The sequence below is a fragment of the Curtobacterium luteum genome (assembly GCF_014646995.1).
GTDB classification, from domain to species: Bacteria; Actinomycetota; Actinomycetes; order Actinomycetales; family Microbacteriaceae; genus Curtobacterium; species Curtobacterium luteum.
The window spans coordinates 103,740-125,025 of record NZ_BMOI01000001.1 but is presented as its reverse complement, the minus strand read 5'-3'; the positions used below and the strand labels follow the sequence as shown (position 1 = coordinate 125,025).

Below are 21,286 nucleotides of genomic sequence, written 5' to 3'. Positions count from 1 at the left end.
GCCCGTGAACCGCCTGACGGTGTTCCTCGCCGTCCTCGCCGGACTGACGATCGTCGCGACCGCCGCGGTCGTCGTCTGGGCGCTCTCCACCTGACCCCTGTCGGGTCGCTGACCGTTCCCCCCCGGGGCCCTGGCGGTGGGCCCGCTCCTCGGGCGGGGCTGCCATGCTGGTCGCTTGACCACCGCAGCCCCGCCCCTCGTCTTCGTCGCCCTGCTCGTCGGGGCCGCCCTGCCGTTCGTCCCGGTCGTCGGCCGGGCCGCCCGCATCGCCGCGACGATCGTGCACGAGGTTGGCCACGTCGTCGTCGTGGTGCCGTTCGGCGGGCAGATCCGCCGCATCGACCTGCACCCGGACGGCTCCGGCGAGGCCTGGGTCCAGCTCGGCCGCGTGCCGGGCGCGATCCGCTGGCTCGTGCGCGTCCTCAACCTGTACGCCGGCTACAGTGCGCCGCTCTGGGCCGGGGTGTTGCTCGTGACCGGTGTGCTGCACGGGTCGCGGTGGCTGCCGGTCGTCGTGCTCGGCGTGGTCGGCGTCGTCGCACTGCTGTTCGTGCGGAACTGGTTCGGGCTGCTCGTGGTGGTCGGCTTCGACGCGCTCGCGCTGTGGGTCGCGGTCCGGCCGTCGGACGCCACGGTGCTCGTCGTCGCGGCCGTCGGGGCGCTCTTCGTGGTGGACGGCCTGCGGTCGGTGGTGCAGGTCGCACGGTGGCTGCTCACCGGTGCCCGGGTCCAGACGGACTTCCACATCGCTGCGGCCGAGATGCGGGTGCCGGCGTCGCTGTGGTTCGTGCTGTTCGTCGCGGTGAACGCCGTGGCGGTGTGGCTCGCACGGGTACCGCTCGCCGAGTCGTGGGAGGCCGTCGCCGCGGGGGTCCGCGCGCTGGTCTGACGCGCCCGGCGGGCGGGGCGGGGGTGCCGGTGCCGGGACGGCTGTCGAACGACACGTCCGCTGTCGCACGACGACGGCGATGTCGTCTGTGCCCGTCCGCAACAGTTGCACACGCGCTGCGACGACGACGACGCTGTCGCACGACGACGGCGATGTCGTACCGCCCGCCCCGTCCGAGCACCCGGGAACCGCCCGGAACCCGCCCACCCCGTCCGACGCACCCGGGAACCGCCCGGAACCCGGCCGCCTTTCCCCTACGGCCGCCGTCGGCCTGCCACGATGGCCGGATGCGCCTCGACGACGTGACGACCGCCCTCGCCCGGACGCCCGACGACGTGCCCGGGGTCCCCGCGGCACGCCGGTTCGTCGAGCAACACGGTGACGCAGCACTCCGGCGCGAGGGCGGCCCGGAGCACCTCACCGCCTCGTGCTTCGTGTTCTCCCCCGACCTCGAGCGGACCCTGCTCTGCCTGCACCGGAAGGGCGGGTTCTGGGTGCAGGTCGGCGGCCACCTCGAGCCGCAGGACACCTCCCTTGCGGCCGCCGCCCGCCGAGAGGCACGTGAGGAGTCCGGGATCGCCGGTCTCGAGCTGCTCGACGGCAGCGTCGTCGACGTCGACCGGCACGACCTGCACAGCGGGTTCGGGATCTGCGCCGCGCACTGGGACGTCGGCTTCGTCGCGCTGGTCGACCCGGAGGACCCGTCAGCGGCGACCGCGGTCAGCGACGAGAGCGACGACGTCCGGTGGTTCCCCGTCGAGGCGCTCCCGGACGCGGTCCCGTCGACGTTCCCACACCGGCTGCTCGCGGCACGCGAGACAGCACGCGACGCCGCGCGCGAGGCAGCACGCGACGCCGCGCGCACCGCAGTGCGCGAAGCCGGCCGCAGCACAGCACCCGCTGCCTCCCGCGACGACTGACCCACGCACGCAGGCTCACTCCCAGGGGTGCTGCTCCAACGCCACCGGATCGATGACCTGCCCACCGGCGACCACGAGCGCCCGCGGGACCCGCCGAACGAGTGCGTCCATCGGGTTCTCCGCATCGACGAGCACCACGTCCGCCCGAGCCCCCGGCACCAGGTCGTGCACCTCGTCCGTGACGAACGCGGCGCCGTCCCGCGACGCGATCTCGACCACCCGACGGAGGTCCTCGTCCCGCACCATTCCCCCGGCCCGCGCGTACTGCCACGCGATCCCGAGCAGGTCGCCGTCGCCGTAGGGGCTCCACAGGTCGCGGATCCCGTCCGTCCCGAACCCGAACCGGACCCCTGCCTCGTCGAACTCGTGCAACGGGAGCTGGCGCATCCGCAGCGGTGCGACGGTCGTCATCGTGACGCCGAGGCCCGCCATCCGTTCGAGCAGGTCGCGGCGCCGGACCGGGTCGACGTCCACGACGGCGAAGCCGTGCGCGATGTTCACCTTCCCGGGAGCGATCCCGTCCCGCTCCACCCGGTCGAGCACGAGGTCGATCGCGAACGCGCCGAGGTCCGCCGGTTCGTGCAGGTGCAGGTCGATCCCGCAGCCGGTGTCCGCCGCGATCGCGAACAGGCCGTCGAGCTGGCCGACCGGATCACGGTCGATGAGCGACGGGTCGAGGCCGCCGACGTGCGCGACCCCGGCGAGCGCCGCCTGCCGGAGGAGGTCGAGCACGCCGGGTCGGCGGAGGACCCCGTCCTGCGGGAAGGCCACGATCGACACCTCCACGGCGCCGTCGAGTGCCTCGGCCGCCGCCTGCACCGCGTGGACCCCGCGGAGGCCGACGCCGAGGTCGACGTCGACGTGGGTCCGGACGCGCGTGGTGCCGGTCCGGAGCCCCTCGCGGAGCACCCGGGTGGCGACGTCGACGCCGGGGATGCCGAGTGCGTCGCGACGGGCACGCTCGTGTGCGATGCGGCCCTGGGTGCCGCCCTCGCCGCCGTACGACTCCCACGGCCGGCCCCACCAGCTCTTGTCGACGTGCGCGTGGGCGTTGACGAGGCCGGGCAGCGCGAGCAGCCCGGAGCCGTCGACAACCGTCACCCCCGCAGCCGCGATCGACCCGACGGACCGCACGCCCCCGCCGACCCCGCTCGGCTCCACCGCGACGATCCGGTCCCCTGCGATGTGCACGTCGGCCGGGTCACCTCCCCACGGGCGGACGGAGCGGAGGACCAGGTCGACGTCGTCGCGGAGCATGCGACCAGCCTGGCAGACGACAGGCGGACGCCGAGCAGGCCGACGGGCGAACTCCGAGCAGGCCGACGGGCGGACTCCGAGCAGGCCGACGGGCGGACTCCGAGCAGGCCACCGTCCCGCACCCGGCACCGGATTGGACCGGCCACACGTAACCGGGTGCAGCATTCGACTGTCCGCGCGGCGCGGCGTGCAAGGGTACCGACACCCGACGACCGTGGAGGACCCGATGACCGACGAGGAGCGCGCCGACGCGGCGCACGGCTTCGCGACCGAGCAGGTGCACGGCGGTTTCGTGCCGGACGCGGCGCACGGAGCACGGGTCCCGGCGATCCACATGTCCTCGGGGTTCGTCTTCGACGACTTCGACCAGGCCCGTGAGCGCTTCGCCGGGTCGGACGACGGTTACACGTACACCCGGCTCGGCAACCCGACGAACGCCGACGTCGAACGGCGCGTGGCCCTCCTCGAGCGGAGCGCCGAGGCGATCCTGGTCGGCAGTGGGCAGGCGGCCGTGACCGTCGCCCTCCTCGGGTTGCTGCAGGCCGGCGACCACGTCGTCAGCGCCCGGAGCATCTACGAGGGCACGCGCGGCCTGCTGGTGCAGAACCTCGGTCGGCTGGGCATCGAGGTGGACTTCGTCGGCGACGCCCGCGACCTCGACGCCTGGGCGGCGGCGGTCCGCCCGAACACGAAGGCGTTCTTCGCCGAGACGATCCCGAACCCGAAGAACGACGTCCTGGACATCACGGGCGTGGCCGACGTCGCACACCGGGCGGGCGTTCCGCTCGTGGTCGACAACACCCTGGCGACCCCGTACCTCGTCCGTCCGGTCGAGCACGGTGCGGACATCGTCGTGCACTCGGCGTCGAAGTTCCTGTCCGGGCACGGCGCCGGCCTCGGCGGGGTCGTCGTCGACGGCGGCACGTTCGACTGGTCTGCGGCGCCCGAGCGGTGGACGCACCTGACGAGCCCGGAGCGTTCGCTCGGCGGGCAGAGCTACGTCGAGCGGTTCGGCAGCCGCGCGTTCGTCGTGTACGCACGCGACGTGATCGCCTCGCGCATCGGCCCGACGCCGTCGCCGTTCAACGCGTTCCTGCTCCGCCAGGGCATCGAGACGCTGAGCCTGCGCGTCGAACGCCACAGCGCGAACGCGCTGGCGATCGCGGAGTACCTGGACCAGCAGCCGGAGGTGACGAGCGTCGACCACGCGGGTCTCGCCTCCAGTCCGTTCCACGACCTCGCCCAGCGCTACCTGCCGCGTGGGGCCGGTTCCGTCTTCGCCTTCACCCTCGCCGGCGGCGAAGCCGCCGCACGGACCTTCATCGACGCGGTGGAGCTGTTCAGCCGGATGACCCACCTCGGCGACGTGCGGTCGCTCATCCTGCACCCCGCGACGACCACCCACGCGGGCCGCACGCCCGAGGAGCGCGCCGAGCAGGGCATCGACGACGGCTTGATCCGCCTGTCGGTCGGCATCGAGGACGTCGCGGACCTGGTCCGCGACCTCGAGCGCGGTCTCGCCGCGGTGCGCGCGGGTCGCGTCGACACGGCGGCGAGCACCGGCCTGGAGGCACGGGTCGGGTCCGTCTCGGACCTCGCCGCGCTCGCCCACACCGTCCCGCAGGGCCACGTCATCGCCGAGGAGCTCTGACGGTGGCGGAGCTGCAGCACTTCGGGTACTTCTTCTCGCGTGGGTTCGGTCCGCAGGCCTGGGGTCGGGACGACTGGCACTGGGGCCACGACTGGACGAAGCCGGACCTCTACCAGCAGTCGGTGCGGGCGTTGGAGCAGGCCGGGATGGACCTCGTCATCGCCGAGGACGCGATCTCGCTCGGCAACCCGTCGACGCTCGACCTCCGCATCCGGCAGGCCTACGGCGGTCCGAAGCACGACCCGCTGCTGCTCGCGCCGTACCTGTTCGCCGCCACGTCGCACATCGGGATCGCCCCGACCATCAACGCCGGGTTCACGCCGCCGTACCTCGCCGCACGTCAGGCCGCGACGCTCGCGCACCTGTCCGGCGACCGGTTCGGCCTCAACGTCGTCACGGACACCGGGAGCGCGCGGCACGCCGGGCTTGCGCCGTTGCCGCACGACGCCGCGTACGACCGTGCCGAGGAGTGGCTGCAGCTCGTACGCCGGCTCTGGCACTCGTGGGGGTCGGACGGGTACGTGGCCGGCGCCGCCGGGACGGGCGGTGTCCACGGCGACGGCCGCGCCCCGGGCGACGGTGCCGGCTGGCACTTCGCGGACGGTGGCGCGCTCGATGCGTTCCACCACGAGGGCGCGTACTTCACCGCTGACGGGCCGCTCAACGCGCTCCCCACCGACACCGACCCGGTGATCGTCTCCCCCGGTGGGTCCGGTCGCGGGCTGGGGTTCGCCGGCACGCACTCGGACGTGCAGCTCGCGCTCGCGCCGCTCTCGGCCGGCGCGGTCCGGGACTACCGAGCGCGGGTGCTCACCGCCGCGTCCGACGCCGGCCGATCAGCCGCCGACATCCGGGTGCTCTTCGTCCTCAAGCCGGTGCTCGTGTCCTCCCCGGAGGAGGCCGACCGCATCGTCCGCGCCTCGGCCGACCCGACCGACGAGGCCCTGCGTGCCGCCGCGATCGCGTGGTCGAGCGACTCCGAGACCGACCTGCTCTCGCTCGACCTCGACGCACCGATCCCCGCCGGGACCTTCGGCGACCACGTGTCCGCCGGCACGATCCGGGGGCTCGTCGGGGACACCCCCGACGCACCGCTGCGCGAACTCCTCACCCGGAAGGCCCGGCTTGGCAGGATCACCACGAGGGACGGCTTCGTCGGCACCGCGGACGAGTTGGCCGACTTCGTCGAGGAGCTCGGCGCGGACGCGGACAACGACGGCATCATCTTCTCGGGCGACCTGCACCCGGCGCAGGTGTACCGGATGCTCGGTGACCTCGTCCCGGTGCTCCGGCGGCGCGGGCTGCTGCGGCGCGAGTACGGCGACGGTGGCATCCGCGGCAACCTGTTCGACTTCTGACCCACGAGACGGACGGGAGGCCCGTGGCGGTGTCGCCACGGGCCTCCCGTCCGTCTCGTGCAGCGTCGCGTGACGCTGCGCTCAGTGGTGGACCGGCTCCACCACGTTGGACTCCTCGACCTCGCGGACGTCCTCGGCGGTGCGGAGGATCTCCTCACGCGTGCTCGCCGAGTTGATCGCCCAGTAGTAGATCACCAGCGAGAAGGCCGCCACGACGACGATGTCGACCCACAGCGGGAACACCGGGTTCGTGAGCGGACCGAAGTCGCTCAGGAACACGATGAGTCCCATGCCGACCAGGTAGGGCAGCAGCCACTGCGCCGCCTTCCAGTCCCACCGCGGCCGGACGCTCGAGGCGCCGCGGAACACGTTGTTCAGGACGATGACGACGGCGCCGATGAGGATCGCGACGCCGAGCTTCCAGTCGGTGTCCCACCCGGTCCAGAGGATGATGAGGTTCGCCACGATGAACGCGATCGGCGAGAACACGGCGGCGGCCGGCATCCGGTACGGACGCTCGATCTCGGGGATGCGCTTCCGGAACGCGCCGAGGGCGAGCGGGGCCCCGGCGTACATGAGCACCGAGGCGCTCGTGATGAGGCTGACGAGCCCCTGCCACGACGGGAACGGTGCGAAGCAGGCACAGCCGACCACGAAGGCGGTGACGAGGCCGACCCACGGCACGCCGGCCTTCGTCGTCCACTCGAACGCCTTCGGGAAGTACCCGTTGCGGCTCAGACCGTAGGAGATGCGGGTCGTCGCGGTGACGTAGATGAGGCCGGTGCCTCCGGGCGAGATGATCGCGTCGATGAAGATGATCACGGCGAGCCAGGTGATGCCGGCGGCCATCGCGATGTCGGCGAACGGGCCGGTGTACTTCGTGAAGTCCGCGGTGGCCCACGAGCCCTGGATCGCACCGGACTGCAGCGCGCCGAGGAACACGACCTGCAGCAGCAGGTAGATCACGAGGCCGATGACGACCGAGCCGATGACCGCGCGCGGGATGTCGCGCTTCGGGTTCTTCGCTTCGCCGGCGAGCTGGTCCGCCTGCTCGAACCCGAGGAACGCGAAGATGATGCCCGACGTGGAGACCGCCGCGAGGATGCCCTTCGCGCCGCCGGGCAGGAAGCCGTCCGCCGCCGTGAAGTTGCTCCCGTGGAACCCGCTGAAGGCCAGGACGATGATGACCAGCAGGGGGATGGCGACCTTCCACCAGGTGGCGGCGGAGTTCGTGTTCGCGAGGATGCGGACACTCAGCAGGTTGACGACCGTGACGACCGCCATGAGGAGGATCGCGACCATGATGCCGGAGCCGGTCAGCAGCTGCTGCGTCTCACCGTCGACGACGACCGTGTGCAGCCACGGGTGCGCGAACTGCCAGTGCTGCGCGTACTTGATCATCGCCTCGACCTCGATCGGCGCCACCGTGACCGACTGCAGCCACGAGAACCAGCCGAACGAGGCACCCGCGACGCCACCGAACGCGATGTGGGGGAAGCGCGCGGTACCGCCCGCGATCGGGAACATGCCGCCGAGTTCGGCGTGCACGAGCGCGAGGACGAGGACGGCCACGCCGCCGATGAGCCACGAGATGATCGCGGCGGGACCCGCCGTCTTGAGGGCCTCCTGCGAGCCGAAGAGCCAACCGGACCCGATGATCGATCCGGTCGAGGCCCAGATGAGCCCGATGAAGCCGACGTTCCGCTTCAGGCCGGAGTCCGGCAGCGCCTGTGTCGTCGTCGTTGTTGCCACTGTTGCTCCTGTCGAGTGACGCCGACCCGTGTTCGGGGGCCGCGTGCTTCGACAATGGCACTGGACAGGATGCTCGCCGGATTATTTAACGAGGTGGAAACACAAGTGCTGTAAAAGCACTCAGGCTACTTGTCCTTCGACCTGGCCTTCTTCTTGCCGCCCTTCTTCTTCTCGGCCTTCTTGCCAGCTTTCTTCTTCTCGGCCTTCTTACCAGCTTTCTTCTTCTCGGCCTTCTTGGCAGCCTTCTTCTTGTCAGCCTTCTTGGACGCGTCCTTCTTGTCAGCCTTCTTCGACGCCGTCCCCACCACCACCGCAGCCCCCGTGTCCGCAGTGACGTCGACGACCTCGGCCTCGAGCTCGGGAGCGAGTGCGTCCTCCACCCGCTCGACGACGAGCTCCGCGCCGTCCTCCGCGAGCCGGAGCAGGGCCTGCGCCGCACGGACGCGAGTCGACGTCCGGCGGGCGAGGACGTCCGCACGGGCGCCCTCGAGCAGGGACCGCAGCGAACGCTCGGCGACGGAACGGCCCCGCGGCGCCGACCGGTCCAGGCGGTCGAGTTCACCGGCGACCCCGGCGACGTCGTCCTCGACGTGCTCGTGCCGCACCGACTCGATGAGGGCGGCGACCGCGGACGCGGCGCGCTCGACGGCCGCTGAACGCTGGTCGAGCACCACGAGCATCTCGAAGACGGCGCCGTAGGACACCGTCTCGAGCCGGACGGGCTCCGCCGCCCGGCCGCGCAGGACGAGCCGGGAGTCGGGCGCGGGGAGCCAGGCGACCAGCGCCGCCACGGTGGCCACGGACCCGACGAGCCGCTCGTACTCCCCCAGCCCGAGGCGCTCCTGCTCACGCAGACGGACACGGATCGCGATCTCCTGCACCACACTCGCACCTTTCGTCCCGGGGGCGCGGGGCGTCCCACCGCGCCGGTTCCCCGAGCGTAGCCCCGTGGGGTGGCAGGACGACGAACGCCCCACTCCGCTGGAGTGGGGCGTCCGGTGACGACTCGGCGTGACAGTGGCCCGACGACCGGCAGGTGGTGGAGATGGGGGGAATCGAACCCCCGTCCATCGCTGCAATTCGACGTCTTCTACGGGCGTAGCCGGATCAGGCGTTCTGCTCGGCCCCGTCCATTGCTACCGGCTTCTTGGACGACGGGCCCAGTCTCAGTGCAAGTCCCGCACGGCCCTGAGGCGCAACCGTGCAGCAAGTCCTCTTGATGACGCCGGGATCAGGTTAGGGGACGGTCACCTGGCCGACGGACTTCATGTGCTGGGCTGCTTACGCAGCGAGAGCGAAGTCAGTGCGCTTGGAATTGGCACTTGTTGTTTTCCACGGATCGTTCACGAGATGACCGTGGGTCCTCGGCCCGCTTCCCGTCGGCACACAGGCAATGTCGAAACCGATCATCCCCATGCAGGCCGGACGTGCGAGCCACTGTCACGCTGTTGAGTTGCCAACCGCCGTTCAGGCGGTCTTCCAGTCTAGTCGACCGGCGTGTGCGGCGCTACTCGCCGACGCGGTTCCGGGTGCGCATCGCCCGCTCGGCCTCACGCTTGTCGGTCTTCTCGCGGAGCGCCTGACGCTTGTCGAACTCGCGCTTGCCCTTCGCCACGGCGATCTCCACCTTGGCCCGACCGTCGTGGAAGTAGATCTGCAGCGGCACGAGCGTGTACCCGCCCTGCGCGGTCTTGTGCGAGATCTTCACGATCTGCTGCTTGTGCAGGAGGAGCTTCCGCTTGCGCCGTGGCGAGTGGTTGTTCCACGTGCCCTCGGTGTACTCGGGGATGTGCACGGCGTCGAGCCAGGCTTCTCCCCCGTCGATGAAGGCGTACCCGTCGACGAGCGAGGCGCGCCCCTGGCGGAGCGACTTGACCTCGGTGCCCGAGAGCACCATCCCCGCCTCGTACGTGTCCTCGATGAGGTAGTCGTGTCGGGCGCGACGGTTCGTGGCGACGATCTTCTCACCGCGTTCCTTGGCCATGACGACTCCTCCCGAGTCCGTGCGTGCGCCCCGGACCCGGTGTCCGGCGCAGCCTTACAGACTACTCAACACCGACGGCGCAGCGCACCTTCCCGGCGCGCCGCCCGCCCCGAGTCTCGCTGTGAGCGACGGTCCTCGCGGCACCGGCCCCGAGCATTGTCGCTCATGACGAGACTCGGTCAGCGCGGACCGCGGCGCGCGACCGCAGCGCGCGCCGCAGCGCGCGCCGCTACACCTTGAGGTAACGGCGGATGGCGACGAACGCCGACAGTCCGGCGAGGAGCACACCGATCACGACCACGGCGGGCACGACGACGGCCGCGTCCCCCATCCCGATGAACGCCGTACCGGAGAACCGGACCGCCAGGTAGTTCCGGACGAAGAACCACACCACGGCGACGATCGCCCCACCCGCGAGGACCGCCCCGATGGCCGCGGCGATCACCCCCTCGAGGACGAACGGCGTCTGGATGAACCGGTTCGACGCGCCCACCAACCGCATGATGCCGAGCTCCCGCCGTCGACTGAACGCCGACAACCGGATCGTCGTGGCGATGAGCAGCACGGCAGCGACGAGCATGAGCGCGGCGATGCCGATGGCCGTGTACGACGACGCGTTGAGCAGGTTGAAGATCGGTTGCAGGTACCCGCGCTGGTCGACGACGCTCTGCACGCCGGCGACCTTCGACAGGCTCTCGACGAGCACGTCCGACTGCGACGGGTTCTTGAGGTTCACCCAGTAGGTCTCGTTGAGGTACTCGGGCTTGACGAACTCGGTCGCCGGCGAGTCCTTGAACTGCTGCTTGAAGCGGGTGAAGGCGTCCTGCTGGTTCTCGAAGTAGAACTTCTCGATGTACGGCTTCAGCGTCGACGACTCGAGCTGCGCCTTGACCTGGTCGCGCTGGTCCGCGGTGGCCTTCGCCCCGGTGCAGTTGCCGGTGGTGTCGGTGTCGGTGCACAGGTAGACGGCGACCTGCGCCCGGTCGTACCAGTACCCCTTCATCTGGTTGATCTGCATCTGGAGCAGGATCGCCGTGCCGACGAACGTCAGCGAGATGAAGGTCACGAGGACGACCGACACGACCATCGAGGCATTGCGTCGCAGGCCCGAGCCGACCTCGAACATGACGAGTCCGAGCCTCATCGTATGATCCCCGGGATGGTCTGGATGCCGGTGGTGTTCGACACGGTGTTGCCTCGCTGGATCGGGACGGCCTGGGTCTGGTAGCCGCCGGACTGCTCGTCGCGCAGGATCGTGCCGTTCGACAGCTCGATCACGCGGCGCTGCATCTGGTTCACGATGCTCGCGTCGTGGGTCGCCATGAGGACGGTCGTGCCGCCCTGATTGATGCGCTCGAGGAGGGCCATGATGCCGGCCGACGTGGTCGGGTCGAGGTTGCCCGTCGGCTCGTCGGCGAGCAGGATCGCCGGCTTGTTCACGACGGCCCGCGCGATCGCGACGCGCTGCTGCTCACCACCGGAGAGCTCGTGCGGCATGCGCGTCGCCTTGCCGGCGAGGCCGACCAGCTTGAGGACGTCGGTCACGGCCTCGCTGATGAAGCCCTTGCTCTTCCCGATGACCTGGAGCGAGAAGGCGACGTTGTCGAACACCGTCTTGTTCGGCAGCAGGCGGAAATCCTGGAAGACGACGCCGAGGTTGCGCCGGAAGTACGGCACCTTGCGCGACGACAGGGACCCGAGCCGCTGGCCGAGCACGTGGATCTGCCCGCGCGAGGGCTTCTCCTCCTTGAGCACGAGGCGCAGGAAGCTGGACTTCCCGGAGCCGGACGCGCCGACGAGGAAGACGAACTCGCCCTTGAGGATCTCGAGGGAGACGTCGTCGAGCGCGGGACTCGGGTTGCCCGAGTACACCTTGGTGACCTGGTCGAATTTGATCATGACCGGTTCAGGGTAGGTCGGTCCGGGCCGGAACGGGCCGAGGCGCGCGGCTCACGTGTCCGCGGATCCACTCAGTCGTCGTCGGACTGCTTGCGCCAGCGGATGCCCGCGTTGATGAAGCCGTCGAGGTCGCCGTCGAACACCGCGGACGGGTTGTTGACCTCGTGCTCGCTCCGCAGGTCCTTCACCATCTGGTACGGCGCGAGGACGTACGAGCGGATCTGGTCGCCCCAGCTCGCGGTGATGTTGCCCGCGAGCTCCTTCTTCTTCGCGTTCTCCTCTTCCTTCTTCAGGAGGAGCAGGCGCGACTGCAGGACGCGCATGGCTGCGGCGCGGTTCTGGATCTGCGACTTCTCGTTCTGCATCGACACGACGGTGCCCGTCGGGATGTGGGTCAGACGGACAGCGGAGTCGGTCGTGTTGACGGACTGCCCGCCGGGGCCGGACGAACGGAAGACGTCGACGCGGATGTCGTTCTCCGGGATGTCGATCGACTCGGTCTCCGGCATGAGCGGGATGACCTCGACCGCGGCGAAGGAGGTCTGCCGCTTGCCCGCGGCTCCGAACGGCGACATGCGGACGAGCCGGTGCGTCCCGGCCTCGACCGACAGGGTGCCGAAGGCGTAGGGCGCGTCGACCTCGAACGTGGCCGACTTGATGCCGGCCTCTTCCGCGTAGGAGGTGTCCATCACGGTCGTCTTGTAGCCGTGCTGCTCGGTGTAGCGCAGGTACATGCGCAGGAGCATCTCGGCGAAGTCGGCGGCGTCGACACCGCCCGCACCGGCGCGGATCGTGATGACCGCCGGGCGTTCGTCGTACTCGCCGTCGAGGAGCGTCTGCACCTCGAGGTCGCCCATGGTCTTCTGGATCGCCTTGAGCTCGGCCTGGGCCTCGTCCGCGGAGTCCTGGTCGTCGGCCTCGTTCGCCATCTCGACCAGCACTTCGAGGTCGTCGATGCGCGCCTGCGTGTCGGTGATCTTCCGGAGCTCGGACTGCCGGTGCGACAGCGCGCTCGTCACCTGCTGCGCGTGCTCGACGTCGTCCCACAGGTCGGGTGCGCCCGCCTGCTCGCTGAGTTCGGCGATCTCGCGCTGCAGGCGGTCGACGTCGACCACCGAGCGGATGTTGCCGAACGTCTCGCGGAGGGCGGAGAGTTGCTCGGAGAAGTCCAGTTCGACCATGATCGTCGATCCTACCGGCGCAGCACGGCCGGGAGGGACGGCTCGGCTCGACCTGTGGGCGAACGGGTCGACGTGGCCGGCTGTGCAGGGATCGCGTCAGCGGCCGAGCACCGGCTCGCGGGCCGCCATCCCGGCTGCGCTCGCACGCGCCACGGCGTCGGGCAGCGCGGCGAGGAAGGCGTCGACGTCGGCGTGCGTCGAGGTGTGCCCCAGCGTGATCCGCAGCGCGCCGCGGGCGTCCGCCTCGCTGAGCCCCATCGCGAGCAGCACGTGCGAGGCCTCGGGGACCCCCGCCTGGCACGCCGAGCCCGTCGACACGGCGACCCCGGCGGCGTCGAGCAGGAACAGGAGCGAGTCCCCCTCGCACCCGGGGAAGGTGAAGTGCGCGTTGCCCGGGAGCCGGTCGACCGGGTCGCCCATGAGGACGGCGGACGGCACCGTCGCCCGGACGCCAGCGACCAGTCGGTCCCGCAGTGCACGGACCTCCGGGTGCAGCACCGAGCCGTCGGCGGCGATCGCGGACGCCGCCGCGCCGAACGCCGCCGCCGCCGGGGCGTCCTGCGTCCCGCTCCGCACCTGGCGCTGCTGTCCGCCGCCGTGGATGAGCGCCTCGACGGTGGCGCGGCGGCCGAGGACGAGCGCGCCGGCCCCCACCGGGCCCCCGACCTTGTGGGCCGAGACGCTCAGGGCGTCGAGGCCGGAGTCGCGGAACGACACCGGCACCTGCCCGTAGGCGGCGACCGCGTCGCTGTGCACCGGTACGCCCGCCGCGTGCGCAGCATCCACGATCTGCCGCACCGGCTGGATGGTGCCCACCTCGTTGTTGGCCCACAGGAACGTGACCAGGGCGACGTCGTCGGCGGAGGCGAGTCGTGCCTCCAGGGCGGCCGTGTCGACGCGCCCCTGCGCGTCCAGCGGCACCACGTCGACGACCGCACCCTCGTGACGAGCCAGCCACTCGACCGTGTCGACGGTCGCGTGGTGCTCGCCCGCCGGGACCACGATCCGGGGGCGCGGACGCTCCTGCTGTCGAGCCCAGAACATGCCCTTCACGGCGAGGTTGATGCTCTCCGTGCCGTCGGAGGTGAAGACGACCTCGACCGGGTCGGCGTCGAGGGACCGCGCCACCGCGGCCCGCCCGTCCTCGAGGAGCATCTTCGCGTGCTGCCCGGCGCTGTGGATCGACGAGGGGTTGCCGACGGTCTGCAGCGCTGCGGTGAACGCGGCGAGCGCCTCCGCGGTCATCGGCGTCGTCGCGGCGTGGTCCAGGTAGACCGTCACACTGCTCTCCCATCGACGAGGGTGCCCCCTGATCGGGCGTTTCCAGGATACCCGCGGGCCCTCGTACCCTGGTGACCATGCACGAGACCGCGACCGACGCCCTGCCGGGGATCGTCCTCGGCGACGGCGGGGCGCGGTTCACGGTCCGCTCGGCGTCGGCGACGGGCATCACGCTCGTGGTGGCCGGACGCGGCGCACACCCGCTGCGCCGCGTCGACGAGTCCGGCGACACCTGGTCGGCCGAGGTGCCCGGCGTCCGGGCGGGCGACCGCTACCACCTGCTCGCGACCGGCCCGGCCGGACCGCGACACGCGTTCGACGCGGCGGCCCCGCTGCTCGACCCGGCGGCCCGGGGCATCGTGCCCGTGGCCGACGCCGGCGCCGGCGTCCGCTGGACGTCCGAGGTCGTGGACGAGTCCTTCGACTGGGGCGACTCGGTGGCCCCGCGGACCCCGCTCGACCGGGCGGTCGTGTACGAGGCGAACGTCCGGACCCTCACGGCCGCGAACCCGCACGTCCCCGAGGACCTCCGCGGCACGTACGCCGGGATCGCGCACGAGAGCACGATCGCGCACCTCCACCGCATCGGGGTGACCACCCTCGAGCTGCTGCCGGTGCACGCGTTCGACACGGAGCGGTGGCTCCGGGACGCCGGGCGCGAGAACGCGTGGGGCTACAACACCCTCGGGTTCTTCGCGCCGCACGCCGCATACGCCTCCCCCGCCGCACGGGCCGCCGGCGCGTCCGCGGTCCTCCGTGAGTTCAAGGGCATGGTGCGGATCCTGCACGAGGCCGGGATCCAGGTCGTCCTCGACGTCGTCTACAACCACACCGCCGAGGAGGGCCTCGGCGGCCCGACGACCTCGCTCCGTGGGCTGGACGGCGCCGGGCGTTACCGGTGGGCCGCCGACGCGGACGCGTACTACGACACGACGGGCTGCGGGAACACCCTCGACACCTCCGTCGCCGCCACCGCCGACCTGGTCGTCGACAGCCTCCGCTACTGGGCGCGGGAGGTCCGGGTCGACGGCTTCCGGTTCGACCTGATGGTCTCGCTCGCGCGGGACGCCCGGCACGTGTTCGACCCGGCGCACCCACTGCTCACGGCGATCCGGGAGCACCCGGACCTGCAGGACGTCGTGGTCGTGGCGGAGCCCTGGGACGTCGGCCCGGACGGGTGGCGCACCGGGTCGTTCGGTGCGGGGACGAGCGAGTGGAACGACGGCTTCCGGAACACCGTCCGGCAGTTCTGGTTGACCGACATCGCGGAGGAGCGCCGCAACGGCGCACCCCGGACCGGCATCGGCGCGCTCGCCGGGGCCCTGACCGGGTCGCGGCACCTCTTCGGCGCCGAGCGCGGACCGCTCGCCGGCGTGAACTTCGTCACCGCGCACGACGGCTTCACCCTGCTCGACCTGGTGTCGTACGACCGCAAGCACAACGACGCGAACGGCGAGGAGAACCGCGACGGCTCGGACGACAACCGGTCGTTCAACCACGGGATCGAGGGCGACACCGCGGACCGCGGTGTGCGCGCCGCACGCGGCCGGAGCATGCGGAACCTGCTGGGGACGCTCCTGCTCTCCGCCGGGGTGCCGATGCTCACGGCCGGCGACGAGCGCAGCCGCACGCAGCACGGCAACAACAACGCGTACGTCGTGTCGGACGACCTGACGCCGGTGGACTGGTCGGACGACGAGGACGCGGAGTCGACGACCGCGACGGTCGCGGAGCTCACACGGTTGCGCGCGGCGCACCCGGCGCTCCGGCCGACCCGGTTCGGCGTCGAGGGGCAGGAGACCCCCGGGGCGTCCCGGATGACCTGGTACGGCCCGGACGGCGGCCCGATGACGGTCGAGGGCTGGGACCAGCCGATCCACCGCGCGCTGCAGTACTTCGTGGAGTCGACCCCCGAGCACGAACCGTACGACCGGGTGCTCGTCGTCGTGCACGGGAGCGGGCGGACGCGGGACATCACGCTGCCGGTCCGCGAGGACGTGCTCGGGTACCGGCTCGCCTGGTCGAGCGAGAAGCACCGCGACCACCAGCGGCTGCGTCCGGCGGGGCAGGTGTTCACCGCGTACGGTCCGGGCATCCACGTGTTCGAGATCGCGTAGGGCGCCGGGCGTCGCGTCGCGGGCATCGCGTCACGGTCGCGACCAGTCGCCGGCCTGGAGGCGCGTGGCGGGCCCGCCGCGCGCCTCCAGGCGGTCGCGGTGCCGGTCCGGCGCCGCTCCTCCACAGCCGCCCCGCTCGCGTCCGTCGTCCACACGACACGCGTTCCGGAGAACGCCGACGCGCCTTCCGGGTAGCGTCGGCTCCGCGGCCACCGCAGACCGACCCCGGCGACCGAAGCCCGGGCGCATCCCCATCACCCAACTCGCACCGACGACGCCGAACGGGTACCCGAGCAAGGCGTTCGACGGCGAGGTGATCACCTTCGGCGCGACCGTGTTCCGCGAAGGGCACGGCATCATCGGCGCCGACCTCGTCCTGGAGCGTCCCGACGGCGGCACCCGCACCGTCCCGCTCACCCTCGTCGCGCCCGGCACGGACCGCTACGAGGCCACCGTGCAGGTCGACCACGTCGGCGTGTGGTCCTGGCACGTCGAGTCGTTCTCCGACGACTGGGCCACCTGGGTGCACGCCGCCCGACTCAAGATCGCCGCCGGGGTGGACACCGAGGCCACGCTCCTCGACGGCGGTGTCCTGCTGGACCGCCTCGCGACCGAGACCGACTCCCCCGCCGCGGCCCGGGCCGCGGCACGAATCCGCGACACCTCCCTCGAACCCGCCGAGCGGCTCGCCGCGATCGACGACGCCCGCATCACCGGCGAGGTCGAGGACTCCCCCCTGACCTCGCTGCGCACGCACTCGCCGACGCAGCTGCTCGACGTCGAACGCACCCGCGCCGGGGTCGGCGCCTGGTACGAGTTCTTCCCCCGCAGCGAAGGCGCGAAGAAGAACGCCGACGGCTCGTGGAAGAGCGGTGACTTCCGCACCGCCGCACGTCGGCTCCCCGCGGTCGCCCGGATGGGCTTCGACGTCGTGTACCTCCCGCCGATCCACCCCATCGGGACCACCGCGCGCAAGGGCCCGAACAACACGCTCACCGCGGGCCCGCACGACCCCGGGAGCCCCTGGGCCATCGGCTCGGCCGACGGCGGCCACGACGCGATCCACCCCGACCTCGGCACCGAGGACGACTTCCGGGAGTTCGTCGAGACCGCGAAGAACACCGGGATGGAGGTCGCCCTCGACTTCGCCCTGCAGTGCTCGCCCGACCACCCGTGGGTGACCGAGCACCCCGACTGGTTCACGCAACGCGCGGACGGCTCCATCGCGACCGCCGAGAACCCCCCGAAGCGCTACCAGGACATCTACCCGATCCAGTTCGACGCCGACCCCGAAGGCCTCGTCGCCGAGGTCCTCCGGGTGCTCCGGCACTGGATGTCGTTCGGCGTGCGCATCTTCCGCGTCGACAACCCGCACACGAAGCCGCTGTGGTTCTGGGAGCGCGTCATCCGGGAGATCCGCGACGAGCACCCCGACACCGTCTTCCTCGCCGAGGCGTTCACCCGTCCAGCGATGATGCGTGCGCTGGCCGAGGTCGGGTTCCAGCAGTCGTACACCTACTTCACCTGGCGGAACACCCGCGAGGAGATCGAGTCGTACTTCGACGAGCTCAGCCACGAGACGAGCGCGTACCTGCGCCCGAACCTCTTCGTGAACACGCCCGACATCCTCACCGAGTACCTGCAGTTCGGCGGACGCGCCGGGTACAAGATCCGCGCCGCGCTCGCCGCGACCGGGGCCCCGACGTGGGGCATGTACTCCGGGTACGAACTCTTCGAGGACGTGGCCCGCCCCGGCTCTGAAGAGAACATCGACAACGAGAAGTACGAGTACAAGCCGCGCGACTTCGCGTTGGCGGAAGCCGAGGGTGCGAGCCTCGCGCCCTACGTCACCATGCTCAACCGCTTCCGCGCCGCGCACCCGGCACTCCGGCAGCTCCGGAACCTGCACGTGCACCACGCGGAGGACCCGGCGATCGTCGTGTACTCGAAGCACCTCCCCGGACGCTTCGTCCGGTCCGGCCGGGACGACACCGTGATCGTCGTCGCCAACGTCGACCCCCACTCCGCCCGGGAGACCACGGTGCACCTCGACCTCGGCGCCCTCGGGCTGGCGACCGAGGAGCCGTTCGACGTCCGTGACGTCGTCACCGGACAGCGGTTCGTCTGGGGTTCGTCCAACTACGTGCGCCTGGATGCCTTCCAGGAGCCCGTGCACCTGCTCGTCGTGGAGGGACCACACCGATGACCGACGCCGACAAGACGCCGAACGACCGCGAGCCGGACGAGCAGGTGACGCCACAGCAGCCGCCGCGCCAGCCCGGCCGCGGCCATGGGCCGAGCACGCCGCCGGTGCCGCCCCCGCCGCCGCCCGTGCTGCCGCGCCGGATGCCGGAGGACACGCCGCGACCGACGCACCCCGCGCAGCACGTCGCCGCTCCGGCACCGTCCGGCCCGCCCGCGGTGCCCCCGGTGCCCCCGGTGCCCGCGGTGCCCTCGGTGCCCTCGCCCACCGCTGCACCGAGGGCGGACGCCGCGCCCGGACCCCGCTACGAGCCCCGGGTCTCCGCTCCCGGCGAGGACCTGCCCGGTGCGCCCGCCGCGCCGAGGGAGTCGCCCGACCGCGACGTCCCCGAATCGGCGACGCTCGCCGGTCACGCCCCGGACAGCGCCCACCCGCGCCACCTGACCACCGCGGCCGACGACGGCACCGACGCCCCGACCTCCGAGGGCGGGTCCCCGATCTCCGAGGGCGGGTCCTCGGCCACCGCGACGAACGATGGCGACCCCGTCGTGACCGGATCGGGTTCCGCACCCTCCCCCGACGGCCCACGGCCCGCTCCTGTCGAGGACTGGCTCCGACAGCAGGTGGCCGAGGCCCGGTGGTCCCAGCCGCACGACGTCCTCGGACCGCACCCGGTCGACGGCGGCACGAGCGTGCGCGTGGTCCGGCACCTCGCCACGGCGGTGCGGATCGTCCGACCGGACGGCGACGACGTCGAGCTGACGCACGAGGGCGACGGACTCTGGGCCGGCGCCACCGCGGGCACGCTCGGGCGCTACCGCGTCGAGGCCGACTACGACCCGGACCCCTCCGGCGACGGCGACGACATCACCTGGACGACCGACGACGCCTACCGGTTCGCCCCGACGATCGGCGAGATCGACCTCCACCTGTTCGGTGAGGGCCGCGACGAGCAGCTCTGGCACCACCTCGGCGCACACCTGCGCACCGAGGACGGTGTCGACGGCGTCTCGTTCACCGTGTGGGCGCCGCGCGCGACCGCCGTACGCGTGATCGGCGACTTCGAGGGCTGGGAGGGCCGCACGACCGCGATGCGTCGCCTGAACGACCTCGGTGTCTGGGAGCTGTTCTGGCCGGGCGCGCTCGAGGGGCAGCGGTACAAGTTCCAGATCCTCACGGACTCGGGCTGGGTGGAGCGCGCGGACCCGTTCGCACGCCGGACGGAGGTGCCGCCGGCGACCGCGTCCGTCATCACCGCCTCGCGCTACACGTGGTCCGACGGCGACACGGCATGGATGGAGCAGCGGGCCCGGACGACCACCCACGACCGACCGATGAGCGTGTACGAGGTGCACCTCGGCTCGTGGCGCCCCGGCCTGTCCTACCGCGAGGTCGCCGACCAGCTGATCGGCCACGTGCAGTACCTCGGGTTCACCCACGTCGAGTTCCTCCCCCTCGCCGAGCACCCGTTCGGCGGGTCCTGGGGCTACCAGGTCACCGGCTACTACGCGCCGACCTCCCGGTTCGGGTCCCCGGACGACCTCCGGTACCTCGTCGACCGGCTGCACTCCGCGGGCATCGGCGTGATCATGGACTGGGTCCCCGGGCACTTCCCGAAGGACGAGTGGGCACTCGCGAAGTTCGACGGGCACGCCCTCTTCGAGCATCCGGACCCCCGACGCGGCGAACAGCTCGACTGGGGCACCTACGTGTTCGACTTCGGGCAGCCCCAGGTGCGCAACTTCCTCGTCGCGAACGCCCTGTACTGGTTCGAGGAGTTCCACATCGACGGGCTCCGCGTCGACGCCGTCGCCTCGATGCTGTACCTCGACTACTCCCGGACCGAGTGGCTGCCGAACATCCACGGCGGCCGCGAGAACCTCGAAGCGATCTCGTTCCTGCAGGAGACCAACGCCACCGCGTACAAGCGCTACCCGGGCATCGTGATGATCGCCGAGGAGAGCACCTCGTGGCCCGGCGTCACCCAGCCGACGAGCGCCGGCGGCCTCGGGTTCGGGCAGAAGTGGAACATGGGGTGGATGCACGACTCGCTCCAGTACATCGGCCGCGAGCCCGTGTACCGCAGCTACCACCACGACGAGATCACCTTCTCGCTCGTCTACGCCTTCAGTGAGCAGTTCACGCTGCCGATCAGCCACGACGAGGTCGTGCACGGCAAGGGCTCGCTGTACGGGAAGATGCCCGGCGACGAGTGGCAGAAGCTCGCCAACGTGCGCGCCTACCTCGCGTTCATGTGGGCGCACCCCGGCAAGCAGCTGCTGTTCATGGGTCAGGAGTTCGCCCAGGTGCAGGAGTGGTCCGAGGCCCGCGGGCTCGACTGGTGGCACGTCGACGACCCGGGGCACCGTGGCGTGCAGAGCCTCGTCGCCGCTCTGAACGGCGTCTACAAGGACACGCCGGCGCTGTGGACCCACGACTCCACGTCCGACGGGTTCGAGTGGATCGAGGGCGGCGACGCGCCGCACTCGACGCTCGGGTTCCTGCGGAAGGACGGCGACGACCGGCTCGCGGTGTTCGTCAACTTCTCCGGGGTCCCCGTCGAGCGTCGCTTCGGCCTCCCGGCTGCCGGGTCGTGGCGCGAGGTCCTCAACACCGATGCCGTCGAGTACGGCGGCTCGGGCGTCGGGAACCTCGGCGTCGTCACGGCGGAGGACACCCCGTGGGCGGGACGCCCCGCGTCCGCGCACCTCGTGGTGCCGCCGCTCGGTGCGGTCTGGCTGCAGCTCGAGCGGTAGCGCGACGAGCGACCGCGACGCGGCGCGACGCAGCGCGA

General features: G+C 71.5%; 15 protein-coding genes and 1 other RNA gene. 7 read left to right on the top strand and 9 right to left on the bottom strand.

Going from position 1 to position 21,286, the window contains the following annotated elements; all coding sequences use genetic code 11:
• The first annotated feature begins 175 nt into the window (after window positions 1–175).
• Together IEY20_RS00540 and IEY20_RS00535 are read left to right on the top strand one after the other, a co-directional pair.
• The gene (locus tag IEY20_RS00540) at window positions 176–889 is read left to right on the top strand and encodes a M50 family metallopeptidase (RefSeq protein ID WP_175329057.1); all 714 of its coding nucleotides are present in this window, start codon (window positions 176–178) and stop codon (window positions 887–889) included.
• 287 nt (window positions 890–1,176) lie between these two features.
• Window positions 1,177–1,809 carry an NUDIX domain-containing protein gene (locus IEY20_RS00535; protein WP_175329056.1) on the top strand — a complete coding sequence of 211 codons (633 nt, stop codon included), beginning with the start codon at window positions 1,177–1,179 and terminating at the stop codon, window positions 1,807–1,809.
• A gap of 15 nt (window positions 1,810–1,824) precedes the next feature.
• Here IEY20_RS00535 and IEY20_RS00530 read toward each other — a convergent pair whose 3' ends face one another.
• Window positions 1,825–3,066, bottom strand: coding sequence for an amidohydrolase family protein (locus IEY20_RS00530; protein ID WP_175329055.1), 1,242 nt, complete (start codon window positions 3,064–3,066; stop codon window positions 1,825–1,827).
• 226 nt (window positions 3,067–3,292) lie between these two features.
• Here IEY20_RS00530 and IEY20_RS00525 point away from each other — a divergent pair, with 226 nt between their 5' ends.
• The gene (locus tag IEY20_RS00525; RefSeq protein WP_229727778.1) at window positions 3,293–4,717 is read left to right on the top strand and encodes an O-acetylhomoserine aminocarboxypropyltransferase/cysteine synthase family protein; all 1,425 of its coding nucleotides are present in this window, start codon (window positions 3,293–3,295) and stop codon (window positions 4,715–4,717) included.
• 2 nt (window positions 4,718–4,719) lie between these two features.
• Window positions 4,720–6,075 carry an LLM class flavin-dependent oxidoreductase gene (locus IEY20_RS00520; protein WP_175329054.1) on the top strand — a complete coding sequence of 452 codons (1,356 nt, stop codon included), beginning with the start codon at window positions 4,720–4,722 and terminating at the stop codon, window positions 6,073–6,075.
• Window positions 6,076–6,156: 81 nt separating this feature from the next.
• Here IEY20_RS00520 and IEY20_RS00515 read toward each other — a convergent pair whose 3' ends face one another.
• From IEY20_RS00515 to IEY20_RS00480, 8 genes are all read right to left on the bottom strand, one after another.
• On the bottom strand, window positions 6,157–7,827 hold the full coding sequence (locus IEY20_RS00515) for an APC family permease (protein WP_204620528.1): 1,671 nt from the start codon (window positions 7,825–7,827) through the stop codon (window positions 6,157–6,159).
• Between the two features lie 125 nt (window positions 7,828–7,952).
• Window positions 7,953–8,711, bottom strand: coding sequence for a hypothetical protein (locus tag IEY20_RS00510; RefSeq protein WP_188888830.1), 759 nt, complete (start codon window positions 8,709–8,711; stop codon window positions 7,953–7,955).
• Window positions 8,712–8,864: 153 nt separating this feature from the next.
• Window positions 8,865–9,241: a transfer-messenger RNA gene (ssrA, locus tag IEY20_RS00505) on the bottom strand.
• Window positions 9,242–9,334: 93 nt separating this feature from the next.
• Window positions 9,335–9,811: an SsrA-binding protein SmpB gene (gene smpB / locus IEY20_RS00500; protein WP_022904941.1), complete on the bottom strand. Its 477-nt coding sequence runs from the start codon at window positions 9,809–9,811 to the stop codon at window positions 9,335–9,337.
• 229 nt (window positions 9,812–10,040) lie between these two features.
• A complete protein-coding gene (gene ftsX / locus IEY20_RS00495) occupies window positions 10,041–10,955 on the bottom strand; it encodes a permease-like cell division protein FtsX (RefSeq protein ID WP_175329052.1) in 915 nt (304 codons plus the stop codon).
• A complete protein-coding gene (gene ftsE, locus IEY20_RS00490) occupies window positions 10,952–11,710 on the bottom strand; it encodes a cell division ATP-binding protein FtsE (RefSeq protein ID WP_031274382.1) in 759 nt (252 codons plus the stop codon). Before ftsE ends, ftsX begins: the two co-directional genes overlap by 4 nt.
• A gap of 71 nt (window positions 11,711–11,781) precedes the next feature.
• Window positions 11,782–12,891 carry a peptide chain release factor 2 gene (prfB, locus tag IEY20_RS00485; protein WP_175329051.1) on the bottom strand — a complete coding sequence of 370 codons (1,110 nt, stop codon included), beginning with the start codon at window positions 12,889–12,891 and terminating at the stop codon, window positions 11,782–11,784.
• 96 nt (window positions 12,892–12,987) lie between these two features.
• Window positions 12,988–14,172, bottom strand: a complete 1,185-nt coding sequence (locus IEY20_RS00480; protein ID WP_175329050.1) for a cysteine desulfurase family protein — start codon at window positions 14,170–14,172, stop codon at window positions 12,988–12,990.
• Between the two features lie 77 nt (window positions 14,173–14,249).
• Between IEY20_RS00480 and IEY20_RS00475 the strand changes: the two genes are divergently transcribed.
• From IEY20_RS00475 to glgB, 3 genes are all read left to right on the top strand, one after another.
• A complete protein-coding gene (locus tag IEY20_RS00475; protein WP_175329049.1) occupies window positions 14,250–16,289 on the top strand; it encodes a glycogen debranching protein in 2,040 nt (679 codons plus the stop codon).
• A gap of 247 nt (window positions 16,290–16,536) precedes the next feature.
• Complete coding sequence (locus tag IEY20_RS00470; RefSeq protein ID WP_229727831.1) at window positions 16,537–18,495, top strand: alpha-1,4-glucan--maltose-1-phosphate maltosyltransferase; 1,959 nt, start codon at window positions 16,537–16,539, stop codon at window positions 18,493–18,495.
• Complete coding sequence (gene glgB, locus IEY20_RS00465) at window positions 18,492–21,248, top strand: 1,4-alpha-glucan branching protein GlgB (protein WP_229727777.1); 2,757 nt, start codon at window positions 18,492–18,494, stop codon at window positions 21,246–21,248. Before IEY20_RS00470 ends, glgB begins: the two co-directional genes overlap by 4 nt.
• Window positions 21,249–21,286: the final 38 nt, after the last annotated feature.